The sequence below is a fragment of the Paradesertivirga mongoliensis genome (assembly GCF_024436395.1).
In the GTDB taxonomy this organism is placed as follows: Bacteria; Bacteroidota; Bacteroidia; order Sphingobacteriales; family Sphingobacteriaceae; genus Paradesertivirga; species Paradesertivirga mongoliensis.
Genome location: NZ_JAFMZO010000003.1, coordinates 938720 through 957624, shown reverse-complemented (window position 1 = coordinate 957624; position 18905 = coordinate 938720). Strand labels below are relative to the sequence as shown.

The following is an 18905-nucleotide window of genomic DNA, read 5'->3' as shown; positions in this document are numbered from 1 at the left end:
CCCGGTGAAGAATTTGTGTTGCATGCCAGGGCTTAATAACAACATTGAAATTAACCAATTGTATTATGAAAAAAATTCTACGATCACTACATCTTGTTTTAGTCATTTTATTCTCTATCCTGGGTGTACAGTCGCTTTATGGCCAATCGTACACTTATAGTGTAGAAGGTTTCGAGGGTAACATCTGGGCCAATTCCCCCAGCACCTTTACCGAAATTCCTTCTTCTACAGGAACCTGGACTGCCGCCAGGGATAACGTGCAGAGCAATGCGGTAGCTGCTTTTGAAGGGAGTTTTAGCTTTCTTTTTAAAAACAAAACAGCGGCCTTAATGTCGCCGCGCCTGGATAACGGTGCTGGTGTGCTCACCTATCACACCATCAGAACAAGTAGCAGGACGGTTATTGTGGAAACGTCTGTGGATAAGACAACATGGGTAACTGTAGACAGTTACGCCTCTACCGCGGCATGGACACTAAGAACCGTGACCATTAATAATCCGGCAGTGAGGTATGTCAGATTTTCATCCAACTCAAACAGTGGTCTTTATATTGACAATGTACTGGTTACCAGCGCCGGAGCTCCGGGAGTCTCTACGACAACGGCTACGCCAGTGGATGTTACACAAACTTCTGCAGTTGTTGGCGGGGACATTATTTCACAAAACCTTACAACCATTACGGCTCGGGGAATTGTTTATAATGAAACAGGTTCGCCGGATATAAATTCAAATAAACTGGAGATACCCGGCACTACAGGGACATTTTCTGGAACGATAAGTAGTTTGGAAATAGGAAAGACCTATTATGTGAAAGCTTATGCCCAAACACCAGACGGAATAAGTTATGGACTTGTAGTACCCTTTACTACCCGTGCAGCTGATGCTCCTGTTGCGTACTGGACCCAGCCGTTCAATGATAATTCACACTTTCCTACCTCACAGCCAACGAGCCCTGTAACAATTAATGTGCCTGGTCAGGGCGACTGGACCTATTTCAATGCCTACCGTTCAACTTCTCCTCTTTATATTACAGATGGATCTGTGAGCGCGCTTCGTGTACTAAAAGGAGGGGCTTACGTAACTACGCCACTTCTGGAAGATGGTGTCTCCGAATTGTCTTTTTACGAAGGTCGCGGCGATCGTACCTTAACTATTTACACTTCCAGCAATGGAGGGGCAACCTGGTCATTGCTAAAGGATATAGAAACCGTGAGAGGCGAGAAAATAGTGGTTAAAATTAACAGCGGAAGCGTCAATCAGCTAAGAATCGGAAATAACAGTGGAGGTGATACAGATATAGATAATATCACAGTTACAGTTTTTCCTTCCGGGACTTTACCCAGCTTAACTACATCTGCTGTCACTGATATAAATAAGAATACTGCAATTACTGGCGGGGAAATTACCGCGGCTGGTTCGAAGGTTTTAGTTGAACGAGGTGTAGTTTGGAATACGAAAACTGCACCTATTATCGCAGACAATAAAGTGCCGGCTGGAACAGGAATAGGCGCGTTTAGTAGTCCGTTAACTGGCTTGCCTGCCGGAACATTGATATATGTTCGTGCATACGCAACAAGCAGGGCGGGTACAGCTTATGGAAATGAACTGACTTTTACAACGGTTGCAGCCACACCTGCGGTGCTTTCAACAACAGCTGCAACAGATGTGAAAGGTGAACTGGCTACCAGCGGGGGAAATGTTACAGATGATGGCGGTGCTCCCATTACCGAGCGGGGAGTGTGTTGGAATACCACAGGGGCTCCAACTACTGCCGATAGCAAATCCACAGATGGCACCGGACCAGGTGTTTTCACAAGTACTCTTATAAATCTTACACCGAATACCACTTATTATTATCGCGCTTATGCGGTAAATATAGCCGGTACATCATATGGCGAAGTAAAGCAGCTTAGCACAGGTGCCGTGGCACTTCCCGCTGTAACTACGGCTCCTATCACAAGCGTCTTCTCATACAAGGCAGTTGGTGGTGGAACGATCACCAACGATGGTAACGCTATGACTACGTTGGGATTATGCTGGAATACCACTGGGACACCAACTGTCGCTGATAACAAGGCCGTTTTGGGCACTGGTGCAGGTTTTCATTCAGGGACCCTTACGGGTCTGACCGAAAACTTTAAATATTTTGTAAGGGCCTATGCGACCAACAGTGTTGGCACCGTATATGGCGACGAGATTACATTTAATACTCCTGTTTCTTCAAAGCTATCAAAACCGATAGGTTACGCGGAAGGTACTACTGGCGGCGGTACTCCCACACCAGAAAACACTGTCACAGTAAGAACAGCAGCCGAGCTTGCAGACGCTATTAACGGTAGTAAATCAGTTATCCTCGTCTCTGGTACGATCACTACAAACAGGATATCGGGTGTTTTTTCTAATAAATCCATTATAGGTCTGCCTGGCGCCAGACTGATCAATTTGGATCAGACAAAGTCTGGTTCTGGTATATTTTTCCTTACAGAGGGCTCCAGAAATGTCATTATTCAGAACCTCACCTTTGAAGGTCCCGGAGCATATGACGTTGATGGATATGACCTGTTATCGAACAAAGGAGGGTATAAAATTTGGGTAGATCATTGCGAGTTTCAGGACGGAACTGACGGAAACTTTGACAATTCCGGCGACTCTGACAGTATTACGGTTTCATGGTGTAAGTTTACTTATCTCAAAGCACCAAGAGCCGGCGGCCCCGGAGGGTCCCCAGATCACCGTTTTTCAAATCTTATTGGGGGAAGTGATTCAGATGCCCCTGCTGATGGACGTTATAGTACTACCTGGCAAAACTGCTGGTGGGCTCCGGGCGTAAAGGCCAGGATGGTGCGCGCCAGAAACGCAGAAATCCATTTACTGAATTGTTATTGGAATAGTCCTGAAACGGCGGATGCTATTGGCATTACTGCGGGGACTTTCGGTACCAGGGTTTACGTCGAAGGAGGGGTCTTTAACCTGCCAGCGACTGCCAAAGTCTCTGATTTGGGGCCTGGCGACATTGGTATAAAGTTCCAGGACTGTATTAATGGAGCGGCCGATTATGGTACCGTTGTTCCACCAACATATGAATATATAGCCATGCCTTCTGCACAAGTGCAGGCCGCAATTACGAATGCTGATTGTGGTGCAGGTGCTACACTATTTGTTACCGAGAACGGCGAGGTTTACTCTAACTGTCCATCGGTACCTATTCTCGCTGCCAAAGGCAAGCTTGAACAAGAAGTATTTACGGGCAATGCTATTGAACCTGTGGTATTTACCTGGAGCGGTACGGCTACGGATGTTGCTATCGAGTCTTTGCCAGCAGGTCTCATCACTGAGAAGAACTCCGTTGCTAAGACCTTAACAATAAGTGGAACACCAACTGCCCCTGGCACATTAACGGTAAAAACCGTTGGCGGCGTAGGACTGCCAGCAACTAAGCAAGTTGCCATCACCTTCACAACCATTGCTCCAGCAGCACTCGCCTTTTCCGGTGATCTTAACCAGTCGGTTAACCGTGGAAGCGCGATTTCTGATATGGTATTTACCTGGAGCGGAGGCACTACCGATGTTTCCGTATCAACTCTGCCTGCAGGACTCGCCGCAACTAAAGATGCTACCGCCAAAACACTGACGATCAGCGGTAAGCCTAACTTATTCGGAGCCTTTACAATTAGCACAATAGGCGGTAGTGGTGCTGCTGTCAGCTATGAAGCGATCGTAAATGTTCTTTTCAGCTCTGCTAAGTACAAAGTTGCCTATGTTACCAACGGTGCATTACCAACTTACACCAACGATACCAAAATACTGACCGGACTAAAGGGCGATCCTAATTTTGCAGTTACGGAAGTGAGTTCGAGTATCAGAGGGACTGACTACAGTATTTATGACCTGGTAATATTCAGTGAAGTGGCAGGCTCGGAAGATCCTGGTGTTTTGGAGCTTAAGGGGCTTAATAAACCCTTTGTCATGATGAAAGTACACTCATATAAAAATGCGGCTGCGGCCTGGAGTTGGTCGAATACAGAGACTGCATATAATCAAAGCGCTACAGACACTAAAATACAGGTTACGGAAAAAACTCACCCGATATTTGCGGGGATAAACTTCATTAACGGTAACGAAGTACAGATTTTATCGTCAGTAGGCAGCCTGAAAGGTCTCACTTATATGGACCCCTCGCAATTCAAAAATGTTAGCGGTGGTACAATCCAGTCGTTGGCAACCGTAGGCGGACAAGTCAGTCAGGTGAGTATACTTGAGATACCCGCTGGTACAACAGTATCCGGAACACCGATCAATCAAAAATTTATACAGATCGGAATTAATAGCGCCTCCTACGCCCAGGTAACGGCAGATGGTGTCACCATTGTGAGAAATGCCTGCTTGTATCTAATGGGCAATGAACTTGTTGAACCCCCTTTGCATACACTTGCAAGTACAGACAACAGAGAGCAAACAGTAGTTAGTGGTACCGCCATTTCAGATATCGTGTTCACATGGGGTGGAGGAGCTACAGATGTTACTGTTACCGGATTACCTGTGGGATTGACAAGTTCGAAAAATCCAGGGGCTAAAACCCTCACCATTAGTGGTACACCATCTGGTTCCGGGACTTATACTGTTACAACTACTGGCGGTAGCAAACCGCCCGTATCTCTTCAGGGAACGGTCAATATGCTTCTTGCAAATCCCACTTTGTCTGTTACAGCCAATCATACCCAGTCAGTAATTAAGGGAACAGCTATTACGAGCATTGTGTTCACATGGGGTGGCGGCGCTACTGATGTAACGGTTACCGGATTGCCTGCAGGATTAACGAGTTCAAAGGACGCAGGTGCTAAAACGCTGACTATTAGCGGCACACCAGAGGCTTCTGGTACATATACAGTTGTAACTATTGGCGGAGCTGTACCTGCTGTGTCTTTGCAGGGAACAGTTAATATGCTGCTGGCAAGCCCTACACTGACACTTACAAGCAACCATAGTCAAGCAGTAGTTAAAGGAACAGCGATCTCAAATATCATATTCACATGGGGAGGCGGTGCTACTGATGTAACGGTTACCGGATTACCTGCAGGATTAACGAGTTCAAAGGATGCAGGCGCTAGAACACTGACTATTAGCGGCACACCAGACGTTTCGGGTACTTATACAGTGACAACTATAGGAGGAGCAGCACCCGCCGTATCCTTACAGGGAACTGTTCTGGTTTCGCTTCTAAACCCCACACTTGCGGTTACGAACAATCATACCCAGAATGTAATTGAGGGTCTGGCAATCACAAACATCGTGTTCACGTGGGGCGGCGGTGCCACTGATATTACTATTTCGGGGCTGCCATCAGGATTGACCATATCACGAGACGCGGCAGCAAGAACTGTGACTGTTAGCGGCACACCAGGATCTTCGAGCAGTTATACTGCTGCGACGATTGGGGGTGCTTCGCCAGCGGCATCTGTGCAAGGAACGATTAATGTACTGCCTGCAAATCCTACTCTGGAAGCAACCGCTAATCACAACCAAACTGTGATCAAAGGTGCAGCTATTTCAAATATTATATTTACCTGGGGTGGTGCCGCTACCGGAGTGGCTTTATCTGGGTTGCCCGCTGGATTATCAAGTCATAAGGATGAGGGTAAAAAAACCTTGACCATCAGTGGAACACCAGTGGAGTCGGGTACGTATATGGTTTCTACAACGGGTAGCTCTGCACCTGCAATGACTTTACAAGGTGGTATTACCGTTGCAAAAGGCATTAATGAGGTTAATATGGTTCTAAAGCCGACTTATGTCACGAACGAAACTGTCTTGTCATTCCATGGCAACATGTCGCAAACATCTGAAATTCTTGTAATGGACATTAACGGTAGAATAGTTCTGCGTAAAAGCATTGCCGTTGTTCCTGGAATGAATGAATTAAATATTGATATGGGGAACCTTCGTGCTGGGGTCTATATATGTTCCATGCAAATAGATGGACAGTCTCATCTCAAAAGGGTAATTAAGCTTTAACGCATAAGCGTTAGTTTGGTGCAATCAGGGCTGGAATGTTTCCAGTCCTGATTTGCTTTGTCTGGAGAAATCTATGCGTACTTGGTCGTTATAATAGTTATATTTAAACAGATGATGCCATTGTTTTTGAAATTAGCACTGTTTTTAGCAGTATTTACAGCTCTTTTAACAAAGAGTATTGCAGCTTTTGCACAGCCTGGTCAGGCTGTTTTCGAGAATTATACACTGGAAAATGGCCTTCAGAATAACACCGTTCAGCAGGCATTTCAGGATAGTAGGGGTTATATGTGGTTTGCAACCAACCACGGCGTTTGCCGCTATGACGGATATAAGTTCACTTCTTTTCGTAACGACCCTAATGATTCAACAAGCCTGTCTGGACTGCTCGCAAGGGTCATATATGAAGATAAGGCAGGAAATCTTTGGATAGGTACCGAATCCGGCGGCCTGAATCGTTTTAACCGCGAACAGGAAATTTTTGAGCATATATTGCCAAAGAGTTCAGCTACCGCTATCGGAACATCTGTGAAATCGATCGCGGAAGATAAAGATGGTCGTTTATGGCTGGGAACGAATAAAGGGATAAAAGTGTATGACCCAAGATCTAAGTGGGTAAAATGGTATCCATTCAAAGCCAACAATTCTTCTTCTCCTTCAGACCCCTATGTGAGGGTGTTGCAATTTGATGCAAACGGAAAATTATGGGTGGGTACAAATTCAGGTCTGGATCTGTTTGATCCTTCTACGCAAAAGTTCAGCCGTATCTATACTGCCCGCCCTGAATTGAGGGATGAAATATGGGAGATTTATAGAGATCCGAAAGGCATGCTTTGGGTGGGCACGTACAATAATGGTCTATTTGTGATCAATCCGGTATCTCACAATATTCAAAAGATACCTCTGGACTATAATCGTGAATGGAGCCAAACTATCCGCTCGGTGGTACGGGATGAGAATGGCTTATATTGGATAGGCAGCCGTGCTGGTTTGTATATTTATGACACGGAAAAAAAGTCCTCTGCTTGGTTTGGAAATATAGAAAACGAACCTAAATCTCTTGTTAACAATTCAGTATTGAATGTGTATAAAGATGCTGGCAAAAACCTCTGGATATGTACTCGCGGTGGAATAAGCCTAATGGTTCCGGGGAGGCAAATATTCAAGCATTATAAAGCGCTTGGAAATAATTCAAAATACCTTAATAACAATGAGGTATATGCCGCCTGGGCGGATAAATCAGGAAACAGCATCTGGGTAGGTACTGCTGAAGGCGGAGTAAATATACTTAATAGAAGAACTGGGAATTTTAGCTACATGACCCATGGTGCTAGTAACGACAATTCTGTTTCAGGAAATGGTATCAAAGCATTTTTGGATGATGGGAAAGGGAATGTTTGGATAGGTACTGACAAGGACGGAATAAGTGTTTTCAATCTAAAAAATAAACGATTTACTCACTTCCGGCATGAACCTAAAAACGTATCAAGCTTATCGGACAACAGTGTCTGGGCTTTACATAAGGATAAAAAGGGTAATATATGGGTAGGTACGGATGCAGGACTCGATTTGTATAATGAAGAGACTAATGATTTTGTCCATCAAAGCATAAAAAATAAAAATCAGCAGGTTGCCTGGATTAGCGAAGACTCCCAAGGCCATTTATGGTTGGGATTGCTTAGTGTTGTTGCTAAGTTTAAGCCGGGCACCGGTATTATCAAGACATTCAAGGAGCAGGGCAGCTGTTTTTACGAAGATACTAAGGGCAGGCATTGGCTGGCCACAAGAAATAATGGACTGGTATTATTCGGTGCGGATAATGGCCCGGTTAAGTATTTTGATGAGAGGAATGGCCTTCCAAATAACCAGGTTTTTCAGGTTCTGGAGGATAATGGAGGTAACCTATGGTTAAGCACCGCTAACGGCTTGGCAATGTTTGATCCTCAAAAGGAAGTATTCATCAATTTTGACAAGAGGGACGGCCTTCAAAGCAATCAGTTTCATTATGGTGCAGCTTTTAAGTTAGGTACTGGCGAGCTTGTTTTTGGCGGGGTAAACGGATTCAACCTTTTTGATCCTGCCAAAGTGACCAGAAATAATTATCGCGCCCCTGTAGTATTAACCGATCTGAAGATTTTCAATAAATCAGTACAGATTGGAGACCAATTTTCTGTCCTCGATCGCAGTATATCAGAAATGAAAAAGATTCGTATCCCCTACGAGTATAACATAATTACGCTTGATTTCGCTGCACTCAACTTCGTAAGACCAGAAAAGAACATGTACAAGTTCAAGCTAATCGGGTTTGACAAGGGGTGGAATGAATCCGGCTTTAAGTCTTCCGCTACCTATACAAATCTTGATCCTGGTGAATACACTTTCCATGTTATTGCTGCCAATAACGATCATGTATGGAACAAAGATGGTTTACAGGTGCAAATCGAAATTCTGCCTCCATTTTGGATGACCTGGTGGTTCAAAGTTTTAAGTGCGCTTATGGCAATAGGCCTGGTTCACCAGATTATAACTTTTATAGTTAACCGGGAAAAAATAAAGCAACAATTGGATTTGGAGCGAATCAAAGTCAAGCAACTAAATGAGGTGAATGATATTAAATTTCGCTTTTTTACGAATGTGTCCCATGAAATCAGGACCCCGCTCACATTGTTAATCGGGCCCTTGGAGAGGATCCGAAACTCCGAGATGCCAACTGAACTTATTAAAAGCCAGGTGGAAATTATGCATCGGAACGCAAACTCTTTAATGAAGCTTGTGAATCAATTGCTGGATTTTCGAAAGCTTGAAATTGACAATCTCCGATTGGAGCTTCAGAGAGGTGATTTGTCTCTTTTTATTCGGGAGATCGTCAGCTCGTTTTCTTCAATGGCTGACGACAAGGGAATTCATCTAAGGTTCAATGCTTATAGCGATAGCGTGATGGCATACTTTGATTCGGATAAATTGGAGAAAATAATTAACAACCTGCTATCTAATGCTTTCAAGTTTACACGAAAGCATGGTACAATATCGGTTTATGTGAATATTGCCGCTGACGAATCATTTGACAGTCATGATCAGTTTATAGAGATAGTAGTCAAAGACAATGGAATCGGCATAGAACAGGAACATTGGGAACGTATATTCCACAGGTTTTTTCAAGTTTCAGACGATAAAAACTTGGGTGGAACCGGTATTGGGTTAGCTCTGACCAAGGAATTAGTTAAACTGCATCATGGTGAAATTTCCGTGGAAAGTGAGTCCGGCAGGGGAACAAAATTTACGGTTAGATTGCCATTGATTAAAGAGCATGAGGAACAAATAGATAGTGAGTTAGCAATCAATGAAGATCCTCACAGCTCTAATGAAAAAGAAGTAACAGCTAAAGGTGAACTCCTTGCAGAAAATATACTACTTGTCATAGAAGACAATCCCGACGTGCGACGGTTTATTCGGCAGAACTTTGAATCCCAGTTCCATGTTGAAGAAGCCGCAGATGGCATTGAGGGGCTTCGTCTTGCACAGAAGCTTTTACCCGACATTATTTTATCAGACGTGATGATGCCGAACATGGATGGGAACGAATTGTGCAAGAAATTGAAAGCAGATGAATATACTTCACATATACCTATTATCCTTCTAACCGCCCTTTCTTCTAAGCAACATACCATCGAAGGCTTATCAAGCGGAGCAGATGACTATATTACCAAACCATTTGATGTTTCTATACTTCAAACAAAAATTGAAAACCTGTTGGCCTTACGGAATTCGATGCGAAAGAAGTATGCAGGGGAATTAGTCATCTCTCCATCTAATGTCGCCGTTACTTCTCCTGACGAAGTGTTTCTGCGAAAAGCAATAGAAGTGGTGGAGCAGAATATTGATGATACGGAACTTGATATTGAAACTTTCTCCAAGCAAATGGCGGTAAGCCGGATGCAGATGTACCGCAAATTGTCTGCCTTAACAGGAATGACAATCAAAGAGTTTATTCGCGATATCCGGCTGAAACGGGCTGCTCAGCTCCTTGACCAGAAAAAATTAAACGTTTCGGAAGTTGCCTATGCCGTTGGATTTAAGGATTTGTCACATTTCCGGAAGTGTTTCCGTGAAAAATTTGGCTTAAATGCGACAGAATATGTAAGGAAGAGTGAAGACAGATCGATTGACGCATAAGAGACCGAATAGGTGTCTGGAATTCGCCTCCTCCCTAACTCCTTTGCGACATAAAAGCCATTTTTAGTTTCGCATTGAAGAATATCGAATAATCAGGTTTCTAGTTATCCTGTAAAATCAAAATCCAACTTCTGTAAAAAAGTATGTTTATTAATCGCCGTAATCTCTTGTAAATAGGGGAGGTGGTTTAAGAATTAGTCTGTTTATCACCAATTAGACTCTTTGGGAAATATAACCCGCATTTTGGGACATATAGCCCGCTATTTGGTAGTCGAATACTGCCGGCACAGAAGGCAGTCAGCTATATTTGAGAACGAAAAATAATGACATTTTAGGGAGCGATGTTCTAAATCTTTTCGGGACGATTTTGCTAATACAGCGGTCTGCTTACTTTAAATGTCGTTAAAAGTCGGTTGAGAAAAAGCTTAATAAACCAATTATTCAAAAAGGGGTCTGGACAATCTAATTGTCGTCTTCAAAATTTAATTCAATGAACATATGAGAAAAGTTTTACTAGTCTTTTCTGTACTGTATGCATGCATGTTTTCAGTACAGGCGCAAACAAAATCAATTACGGGTAAAGTAACCGATGTGGCTAACGAACCTTTGATTGGTGTTAGTGTCACAATTAAAGGAACTTCCCAGGGTACAACAACTGATGAGGTGGGAAGTTTTACAATCAATGTACCTTCAGGAAATCAGACTCTAGTCTTCAAGTATTTAGGATTCAAAAACCTCGAGGTTGAGGTAGGAAGTCAAACGCAGCTAAATGTAAAGTTAGAAGAAGAGGTCACCAAATTGAATGAAGTTGTAGTTATTGGTTATGGTAGCGTTCTACGGAAAGATCTAACCGGTTCAGTTGCTACAGTAGACGCGGACGTGATTAAAGCTGCTCCCGTGTCATCGGCTTTAGAAGCAATTAAAGGACGGGTCGCGGGTGTAAGCATTTCAGCGACTGAAGGCTCTCCTGATGCCGAAATGACCGTAAGAGTGCGGGGGGGAGGATCGATTACCCAGAGCAATGAACCTCTTTATATCATCGACGGTTTTCCCGCAAATTCGATATCCGATATTGCTCCGGGAGATATTGAGTCTATCAGCATTCTTAAGGACGCTTCATCAACAGCAATTTATGGAGCCAGAGGCGCTAACGGTGTAGTTTTGGTTACAACAAAGAACAGCAAAACCGGCACAACCACTATCAGTTATGACGCTTTTACCGGAGTTCGCAAGCTTGCTAACAAACTGGATGTTTTATCGCCTCTCGATTACGCTACCTGGCAATATGAGAGAGCACTATTAGACAATAGCATTGACGATTACACAAAATATTTCGGTAACTATCAGGATATAGGATTGTATTCAAATGTTCAGGCAAATGACTGGCAGAATCTGGTGTTTGGTCGTACCGGTACAACATTTAACCAAAACCTAAGTATCAGCGGCGGCGGCGAAAAGACAAAATTTACAGTAAGCCACAGCTTAGTGAAAGACAAAGCTATTATGCAAGGCTCGGCTTTTGAACGACAAAACATAAACTTTAAGCTAAATCAGAAGTTGTTTGATCGACTAACTTTAGATCTAAACGCCCGCTATGCGGATGCAAAGACCGAGGGAAGCGGTGTCAACGAGCAGAATGAAAAGTCTTCTTCGGATTCTCGTTTGAAGTCGGCTATGATCTATCCGCCTTTCCCTGTAGCGGGTCTAACCTCTTCAACAGATACTGATCCTGATTTTAATTTATTTAGTCCTCTAGTATCGATCGCAGACAACGACCAGTTCGGTCGGCGCAAAACCTTCAATTTGAATGGCGCAGTAACCTACGAACTATTTAAAGGGTTTCGCCTTCGCTCCGAAATAGGTTATGATAACTTCAGAAATGATCAAGACCGTTTTTACGGTGCTACAACCTATTATGTCAATAATACCCCTGCCGCCGAATTCCAAGGCCTTCCGGGAATTATTTTCGCGAATACTACAAGAAACACCTTAAGAAATACCAATACCTTGAATTATGATTTCAAGAGCTTCTTGAGTAGCGACCATAATCTAACTCTGTTACTGGGGCACGAGTATGTGAAAACTCAGGGCGGGGTTCTTACTACTGTGGTTCACGGTTTTCCGGAATGGATGAGTTTTCAGCAGGCTCGTAATTTTTCAACATTCGGAAAATCTCCTTATTCGATTGACAATAACCAGTCCGACGACAATACTTTGCTTTCATTCTTTAGCAGAGCCAATTATGATTACAAAGGAAAATACTTATTAAGTGCTTCTTTTCGGGCCGACGGCTCATCAAAGTTTGCCGAAGGAAACAGACTAGGCTATTTCCCTGCATTTTCGGGTGGATGGAGGATTTCTGCTGAGGACTTTATGGAAGGAACCAGATCATGGCTTAGCGACCTGAAATTAAGAGCGAGTTATGGCGAGGCCGGTAACAATGCAATTCCATCAGGAGTAATCAGACAGCCTTTCGCGAATGCTACTACTTCCTGGGTTAACGGCACCAACAGCTTTTGGGCTCCGTCAAAAACGATGGCAAATGCTGAGTTGCAATGGGAGACTACTATATCCCGTAACCTGGGATTGGATTTTGCGATATTTGATTCTAGAGTGACAGGTACCGTAGAAACGTACCGAAACAATACAAAAAATTTACTGATTCCATTCCCGGTAGGTGGAACGGGTTATGATATTCAGTTTAGAAATATTGGGGAAACCCGAAATAAAGGAGTTGAGCTGACTCTGAACTGGAATGCCCTCAGGAAAAAGAACTTTGACCTCAGTTTGAACGCGAACATAAGCGCAAATAAGAATAAGGTTATGGATTTGGGTGGTGTAAAATATTCGGCTAGCTCTGGCTGGGCCTCTACGGAAGTCGGAATTGATTATCTTGTTGAAGTAGGTTCGCCAATCGGTGGAATATATGGGTACAAAAGTGCCGGACGTTACGAAGTCTCAGATTTTGCCAGCAACACCGGAAATACTTGGGTGTTAAAAGGCGATATACCAACCGCTAGTGCAGTAGTCGGTACTATCCGTCCCGGATCGATGAAATTGCAGGATCTTAATGGAGATAACAAAATCGACGCGACCGATAGAACCATAATAGGTAATGCCAATCCGCTGCATACCGGAGGCTTTTCGATCAACTCCAGGATATTCCAGTTTGATTTGGGGGCATATTTTAACTGGAGTTATGGCAATGATATTTACAACGCCAATAAAATTGAGTATACGTCAACCAGTAAATACAGCTCCAGAAACATGATTGGTGAAATGGCGAGCGGTTCCAGATGGACTAACCTTCGAGCAGATGGTACAATTAGTAATGACCCTGCAGAGCTCGAAGCCATGAACACGAACACAACGCTTTGGTCTCCCTACATGAGCCGTTATGTATTAAGCGATTGGGCGGTTGAAGATGGATCGTTTTTAAGACTTGGGACACTAACCTTAGGCTATACACTTCCCAAATCTGTTTTGGGTAAGCTTAGAGCCAACAACATGAGGGTTTATGCCTCCGGCTATAATTTGTTCCGCCTGACTAATTATTCTGGTTTTGATCCTGAAGTGTCAACAAGACGTCAAACTCACCAAACACCTGGTGTTGACTATTCAGCATATCCGAGAAGCAGATCATTTATGTTTGGTGTGAATCTCAATTTTTAATCGAGTGAAAATTTGTAAAAACAAGGAAATGAAGAAATTTTTAAATATAGCACTGGTACTTACAGGACTGGTGGCGATAAGCAGCTGTAAAGATGCCCTTGAAGCGCCGTCTAAATCGGCCCTAGATGAGTCCGTTATCTTCTCAACACCTGATTTGGCGGAAGGAACACTCGCCGGAATTCTACAGTCGTTTGGTGAAACGAATTCTTACAGAGGTCGCTACATTGCACATTACGGTATTAATACCGATGTTGAGGTGAACAATAGTTTAAAAACGGCTACCGATGCAAGGGGAGAGCTGGCGAATTATAATACCCCGGCTAACAATACTAATATGAATACCGATAACAATGCTTATGCAAAGTTCTATGAAGGTATTGAGCGGGCTAATTTAGCCATCCGGGGATTGAGAAAGTACGGCAACGTTAGTACCAATGCCAGAATGGCTCAGGTCTTAGGCGAGGCTCTTACCCTGCGGGCTGTATTGTATAATGATTTAATAAAAGGATGGGGCGATGTGCCGGCACGTTTTGAACCCATCACCGGAGAAACGCTTTATTTGCCACGGGCCGACAGAGACGTTATTTACAAACAGCTTTTAGCCGATCTGGAAGAAGCAGCTACCTTATTGCCATGGCCGAATCAAACCGCTGTAACATCTACAGTAGAGCATATCAATAAGGCCTTTGCAAAGGGCCTTCGCGCACGTCTTGCACTGTATGCCGGCGGTTACGGGTTCAGACTTGATGGTACCGTCCGCTTGAGTACAGACCCTGACTTGTCGAAAGAAAAGATGTATGCGATCACAAAAAAAGAATGCTTGGAGATAATTCAGAGTAATACTCTTAAGTTATTGCCTTTCGAAACTACATTCAGGAGATTGAATGAGGAATCTCTTTTGGCTGGACAGGAATCTATGTGGGAAATTCCTTTTAGCGAAGGTCGGGGAAGGGTGATTTTTGACCTTGGTGTTAGACATACTACTATTGATAAATATACCGGTCAGAACCGTGGTGGAGCAAACGGTCCAAATCCAATTATGCTATACGAATATGAGCAGGGAGACGTGCGCCGCGATGTAACCATCGTGCCTTATGAGTGGACAAACGGTGTACAGGTGCCATCCGTATTGTCCCGCCTGTACTTTGGTAAGTACCGCTATGAGTGGATGAAGCGCAGAGTAACTTCTACTAATGACGATGGTTTAAACTGGATGTACATGCGCTATTCTGATGTACTTTTAATGGCTGCCGAAGCGATTAACGAATTAGACGGACCTTCTGCGGCCGCTCCACATTTGAAACTGGTTCGCGAGAGAGCATTCCCTAACAATCCGGAAAAAGTTACTGCGTTTATGGCGCAAGCAATTGCTTCACCGACTGCGTTTTTCAATGCGATTGTGAATGAGCGTGCGCTTGAGTTTACCGGAGAAATGTTAAGAAAAGCCGATCTGATTCGCTGGAACTTACTAAATGTTAAACTCGCCGAGGCTAAAACAAAATTGGAACAGTTAGATAAGCGCGAAGGGAAATACGCAAATTTACCGGCTAGGATTTACTACAGAACAGCTCCTGACGGTGAGACCGTTCAGATCTACGGTCTGAATTTTGGTGAAACCGACGCTCAAGGGGTTGCTTTGGGGTACCCGTCAAATAAGACCTGGACTTTATCAGCCAGCAATGACCCGATTACCTATTGGAATGCTCTTTATGTAAAGGACCCCAACTCCCGTCAAATTTGGCCCATTTGGCAATATTTCGTTGACAATTCAAACGGCCTTATAAATAATGATCATTTAAAATAATATAATCTCACAGGTTATGAACATAAAAACATTCCTAATCGGTACAGCTCTGCTGACCGGCATTCTCAGCTTCTCTGGTTGTAAGGATGATGTACTTGAAGAAATAACAACTCTGGAATTAAATCAGGTATTGTCACCTACAGGTCTTACTGCGCAAGTAGTTAATAAAACCGAAGTGAAATTAACGTGGAAAGCAATGGCGAACGCAAGTTCTTATACCGTTGAGCTTTTTCAAAATACCGATTTCTCCGGCTCGCCCTTAAAGACATTTACAGGTATAACTTTCGATCAGGTTCCCTACACAATTTCTGGTCTCAATGGCGCTACTCAACATTCTGTTCGGGTTAAAGGAGCTAAAGAAGGTATAGAGGATTCTAAATGGGTAACTGCAATCTTTACAACAGAGGCCGAACAAATTATGCTTCCTGTAGCTTCGGCAGACATTACAAAAAATAGTGTAACTCTAAAATGGTCTGTACCTAATGAAGTAACACACTTTATGATTGGTACTACCAGATATGATATATCAGCGAGCGAGAAGTTAGCTGGTGAAAAGGCTATTACTGGTCTGACACCGGAGACAAACTATTCTGCAGTAATCCATAATAACACGGCAGTGAGAGGTTCACAATCTTTCAAGACCAATCAGGATCTTCCCACAGGCCCGAATGTGGTTATAGTGGGAACTACAGACGACCTTGCCACTATGATTTCGACTGCGTCAGACGGTAAGATGTTTGTTTTATTACAGGGAGCAAAGTATAATACAGATAATCTGATAAACCTTCCTGCCGGTGTGGGTATTACGATCTGGGGACAACCCGGTCCAATAAAACCCATTCTTGCGTTTAACGGGATAAATTTGGCCGCCTCAAATAAGACTATTAAATTTGAAAATCTGGATATTACAGGATATCAGAATGATGCCGGACTGACTAAGCGCAATTACATTTTCAATCAAAGCATGGCTTCAACAACGGACGAAATTATTTTCGAAAATTGTATCATTAGGAATTTTGTAAATACCCCGATGAGGCTACAAAGCACAAACGTTATTACTATTGGCAAGTTCACAGTCAACAACTGTACTGTGTTCGACACAGGTGACAACAATGCCAACGGAACTTATGCATTTATTCATAGCAACGTAGCTACCGGCAAGGTCAATAATATTTCAATAACAAACAGCACATTCCATAAAATTGGATATGGATTTATTTTGCATAACGCAGCGCCGTCAGCGTCGGTGGTTATTGAGAACAATACTTTTTACAACGTGGTCGGAGATGGGCGATACTTTATTGACTACAATGCTCAAACCATAGGAACATTTAGCTTTAAAAATAATATCCTGGCTAAAACACTGTCGCCGTTAAACACCGGTAGAGGTATTCGTTACGGAGGTACAAACGTGGTTTCCGCTAATAATTATAAAACAAACGACTTTATAATTACTTCCGGCGGCCCTATTCCGAATATCATTGATTATGCAGATACGAGTACTGCGCTGTTTACAAGCCCAGCAACTGGAAATTTTCGTATCAGGGATGCTAACTTCGCAGGGAAATCTACCGCAGGCGATCCACGGTGGCGACTGTAAATAAATAGTTGCCCCTAAGAACGGTTCCTTATAGTTAATCACTCAAAATATAATTGCTTCTAAATTGGTTAGTTGGCAGTAAGAGAGGCCTGGTTTACCTGAGGCTTCTCTTACTTGTTATGTTACTTAGTATTAAACAATAATAGTATAATGATTTATTTCAAAAGTTTTAGTGGGCTATGTAAAGCCAAAGCGGGTGCTCTCTTAGTTTTTTTATCTCTTATTTTTATTTCTGACTCCAAAGCTCAGACTATTGATTCCATCGCTGAGCGGATGCTAATTTACCAGCGCTCAAGTGGTGGCTGGCCAAAGGCGATAAACGAAAAGAAAATTATCTATGAGAACAAAATATCCAGGGAGCAACTTCAGCAGATCCGTTCAACGGTTAATGAAAATGATGGCACTTTTGATAACAAAGCAACGAGTAGAGAAATTCGTTACCTGATCAGCGCATTTAAATTAACGGGGAATGAAAAGTATTTCCAGGCAGCCCAGAAAGGTATAGATTTTATCTTCGCCGCACAGTATGAAAACGGAGGCTGGCCTCAGTATTACCCTGACAAGCGGTTATATCGGGCTCAAGTCACCTTTAATGACGACGCGATGGTGAATATTCTCAATATCCTGCAGGATATTGCGGAAAACAAAGGCGATTACAGCGTTTTTGAAGATGCTTACATAAAAAAGGCTAACGCCGCTATATCTAAAGCACTTACCTGTATAGTTAAGTCTCAAATTACGGTCGGAGGTAAACTGACAGCATGGGGTTCTCAATATGATGAAAAAACACTGACGCCCGCAAAGGCTCGTGCATTTGAACCAGTTTCTATAACCAGTTCGGAATCTGTTGGGATAGCGCGTTTCCTTATGCGTATAAAAAATCCATCAGATGAAATAAAAACAGCCATAATAGCTGCTGTTAAATGGTTTGATGAGGTAAAGATCGTTGGATTTAATACAAAAAGGGTTGAAGATACTAACTTGCCTAAGGGGTTTGACCTGATACTGGTCGAAGATCCTGCAAACGTATTTTGGGCCAGGTTTTATGATTTGAAAACTCAAGAACCCATTTTTAGCGATAGGACAGAAATCTTAAGAAAACGGATCTCCGAAATTGAGTATGAACGGCGGGTGGGGTATTCCTGGTATGGTATATGGCCTGAGAAATTGATTACTAAAGAATTTCCGAACTGGAGGAGGCTAAACAATATTTAGGAGAATATTGAATAACAAGCATGTCTATTGCATCAGGATATTGGCGCCCTACAAAAGCAAAGCCGCTACCTAATTCCAGTAGAAACTTTTCAATATGTCCAACTAACCCGGCTTCTAGTTCACGTTCGTTAAATGTATCGGTAAAAGTAAGGAAATCGAAATTATAAGGGTCTCTTAACGCTTTCTGTGCTAAATCAGACTGCGATGATGCCAAGGTTTGCTGAAAGTTATGAGTCGCCTTCCGTTTCGCTTCGGAAATTCTTAATTAAACAGGCGTGTACCTGCGGATAGTTGGTGGAGAAGTTAAATGCGCTATATAACTTATCCAGTTCATGAAATAAGTAGGTCAATGTTTTAAGTTAATGGTGAGCAGCGCGTGCTCTGGGTTATCAATTGTGTTAAAGTTCGAGATTGTTAGGGTTTAGCGATGTTG

General features: G+C 43.1%; 7 protein-coding genes. 6 read left to right on the top strand and 1 reads right to left on the bottom strand.

The window, feature by feature from the left end:
- The first annotated feature begins 65 nt into the window (after positions 1 to 65).
- From J3P43_RS15160 to pelA, 6 genes are all read left to right on the top strand, one after another.
- Positions 66 to 6011, top strand: a complete 5946-nt coding sequence (locus J3P43_RS15160) for a T9SS type A sorting domain-containing protein (RefSeq protein ID WP_255903910.1) — start codon at positions 66 to 68, stop codon at positions 6009 to 6011.
- A gap of 111 nt (positions 6012 to 6122) precedes the next feature.
- On the top strand, positions 6123 to 10181 hold the full coding sequence (locus J3P43_RS15155) for a hybrid sensor histidine kinase/response regulator transcription factor (protein WP_255903908.1): 4059 nt from the start codon (positions 6123 to 6125) through the stop codon (positions 10179 to 10181).
- A 498-nt stretch (positions 10182 to 10679) separates the two neighbouring features.
- The gene (locus J3P43_RS15150) at positions 10680 to 13853 is read left to right on the top strand and encodes a SusC/RagA family TonB-linked outer membrane protein (protein WP_255903906.1); all 3174 of its coding nucleotides are present in this window, start codon (positions 10680 to 10682) and stop codon (positions 13851 to 13853) included.
- Positions 13854 to 13881: 28 nt separating this feature from the next.
- Positions 13882 to 15657 carry a RagB/SusD family nutrient uptake outer membrane protein gene (locus J3P43_RS15145; RefSeq protein ID WP_255903903.1) on the top strand — a complete coding sequence of 592 codons (1776 nt, stop codon included), beginning with the start codon at positions 13882 to 13884 and terminating at the stop codon, positions 15655 to 15657.
- 16 nt (positions 15658 to 15673) lie between these two features.
- Complete coding sequence (locus J3P43_RS15140) at positions 15674 to 17257, top strand: DUF5123 domain-containing protein (protein WP_255903901.1); 1584 nt, start codon at positions 15674 to 15676, stop codon at positions 17255 to 17257.
- 150 nt (positions 17258 to 17407) lie between these two features.
- Complete coding sequence (gene pelA / locus J3P43_RS15135) at positions 17408 to 18472, top strand: pectate lyase (protein WP_255903899.1); 1065 nt, start codon at positions 17408 to 17410, stop codon at positions 18470 to 18472.
- On the opposite strand, the gene J3P43_RS19715 is transcribed toward pelA, so the two are convergent.
- Complete coding sequence (locus J3P43_RS19715) at positions 18432 to 18686, bottom strand: PDDEXK nuclease domain-containing protein (protein WP_369414802.1); 255 nt, start codon at positions 18684 to 18686, stop codon at positions 18432 to 18434. The two genes, pelA and J3P43_RS19715, sit on opposite strands and share 41 nt — an antisense overlap.
- Between the last annotated feature and the right edge of the window lie 219 nt (positions 18687 to 18905).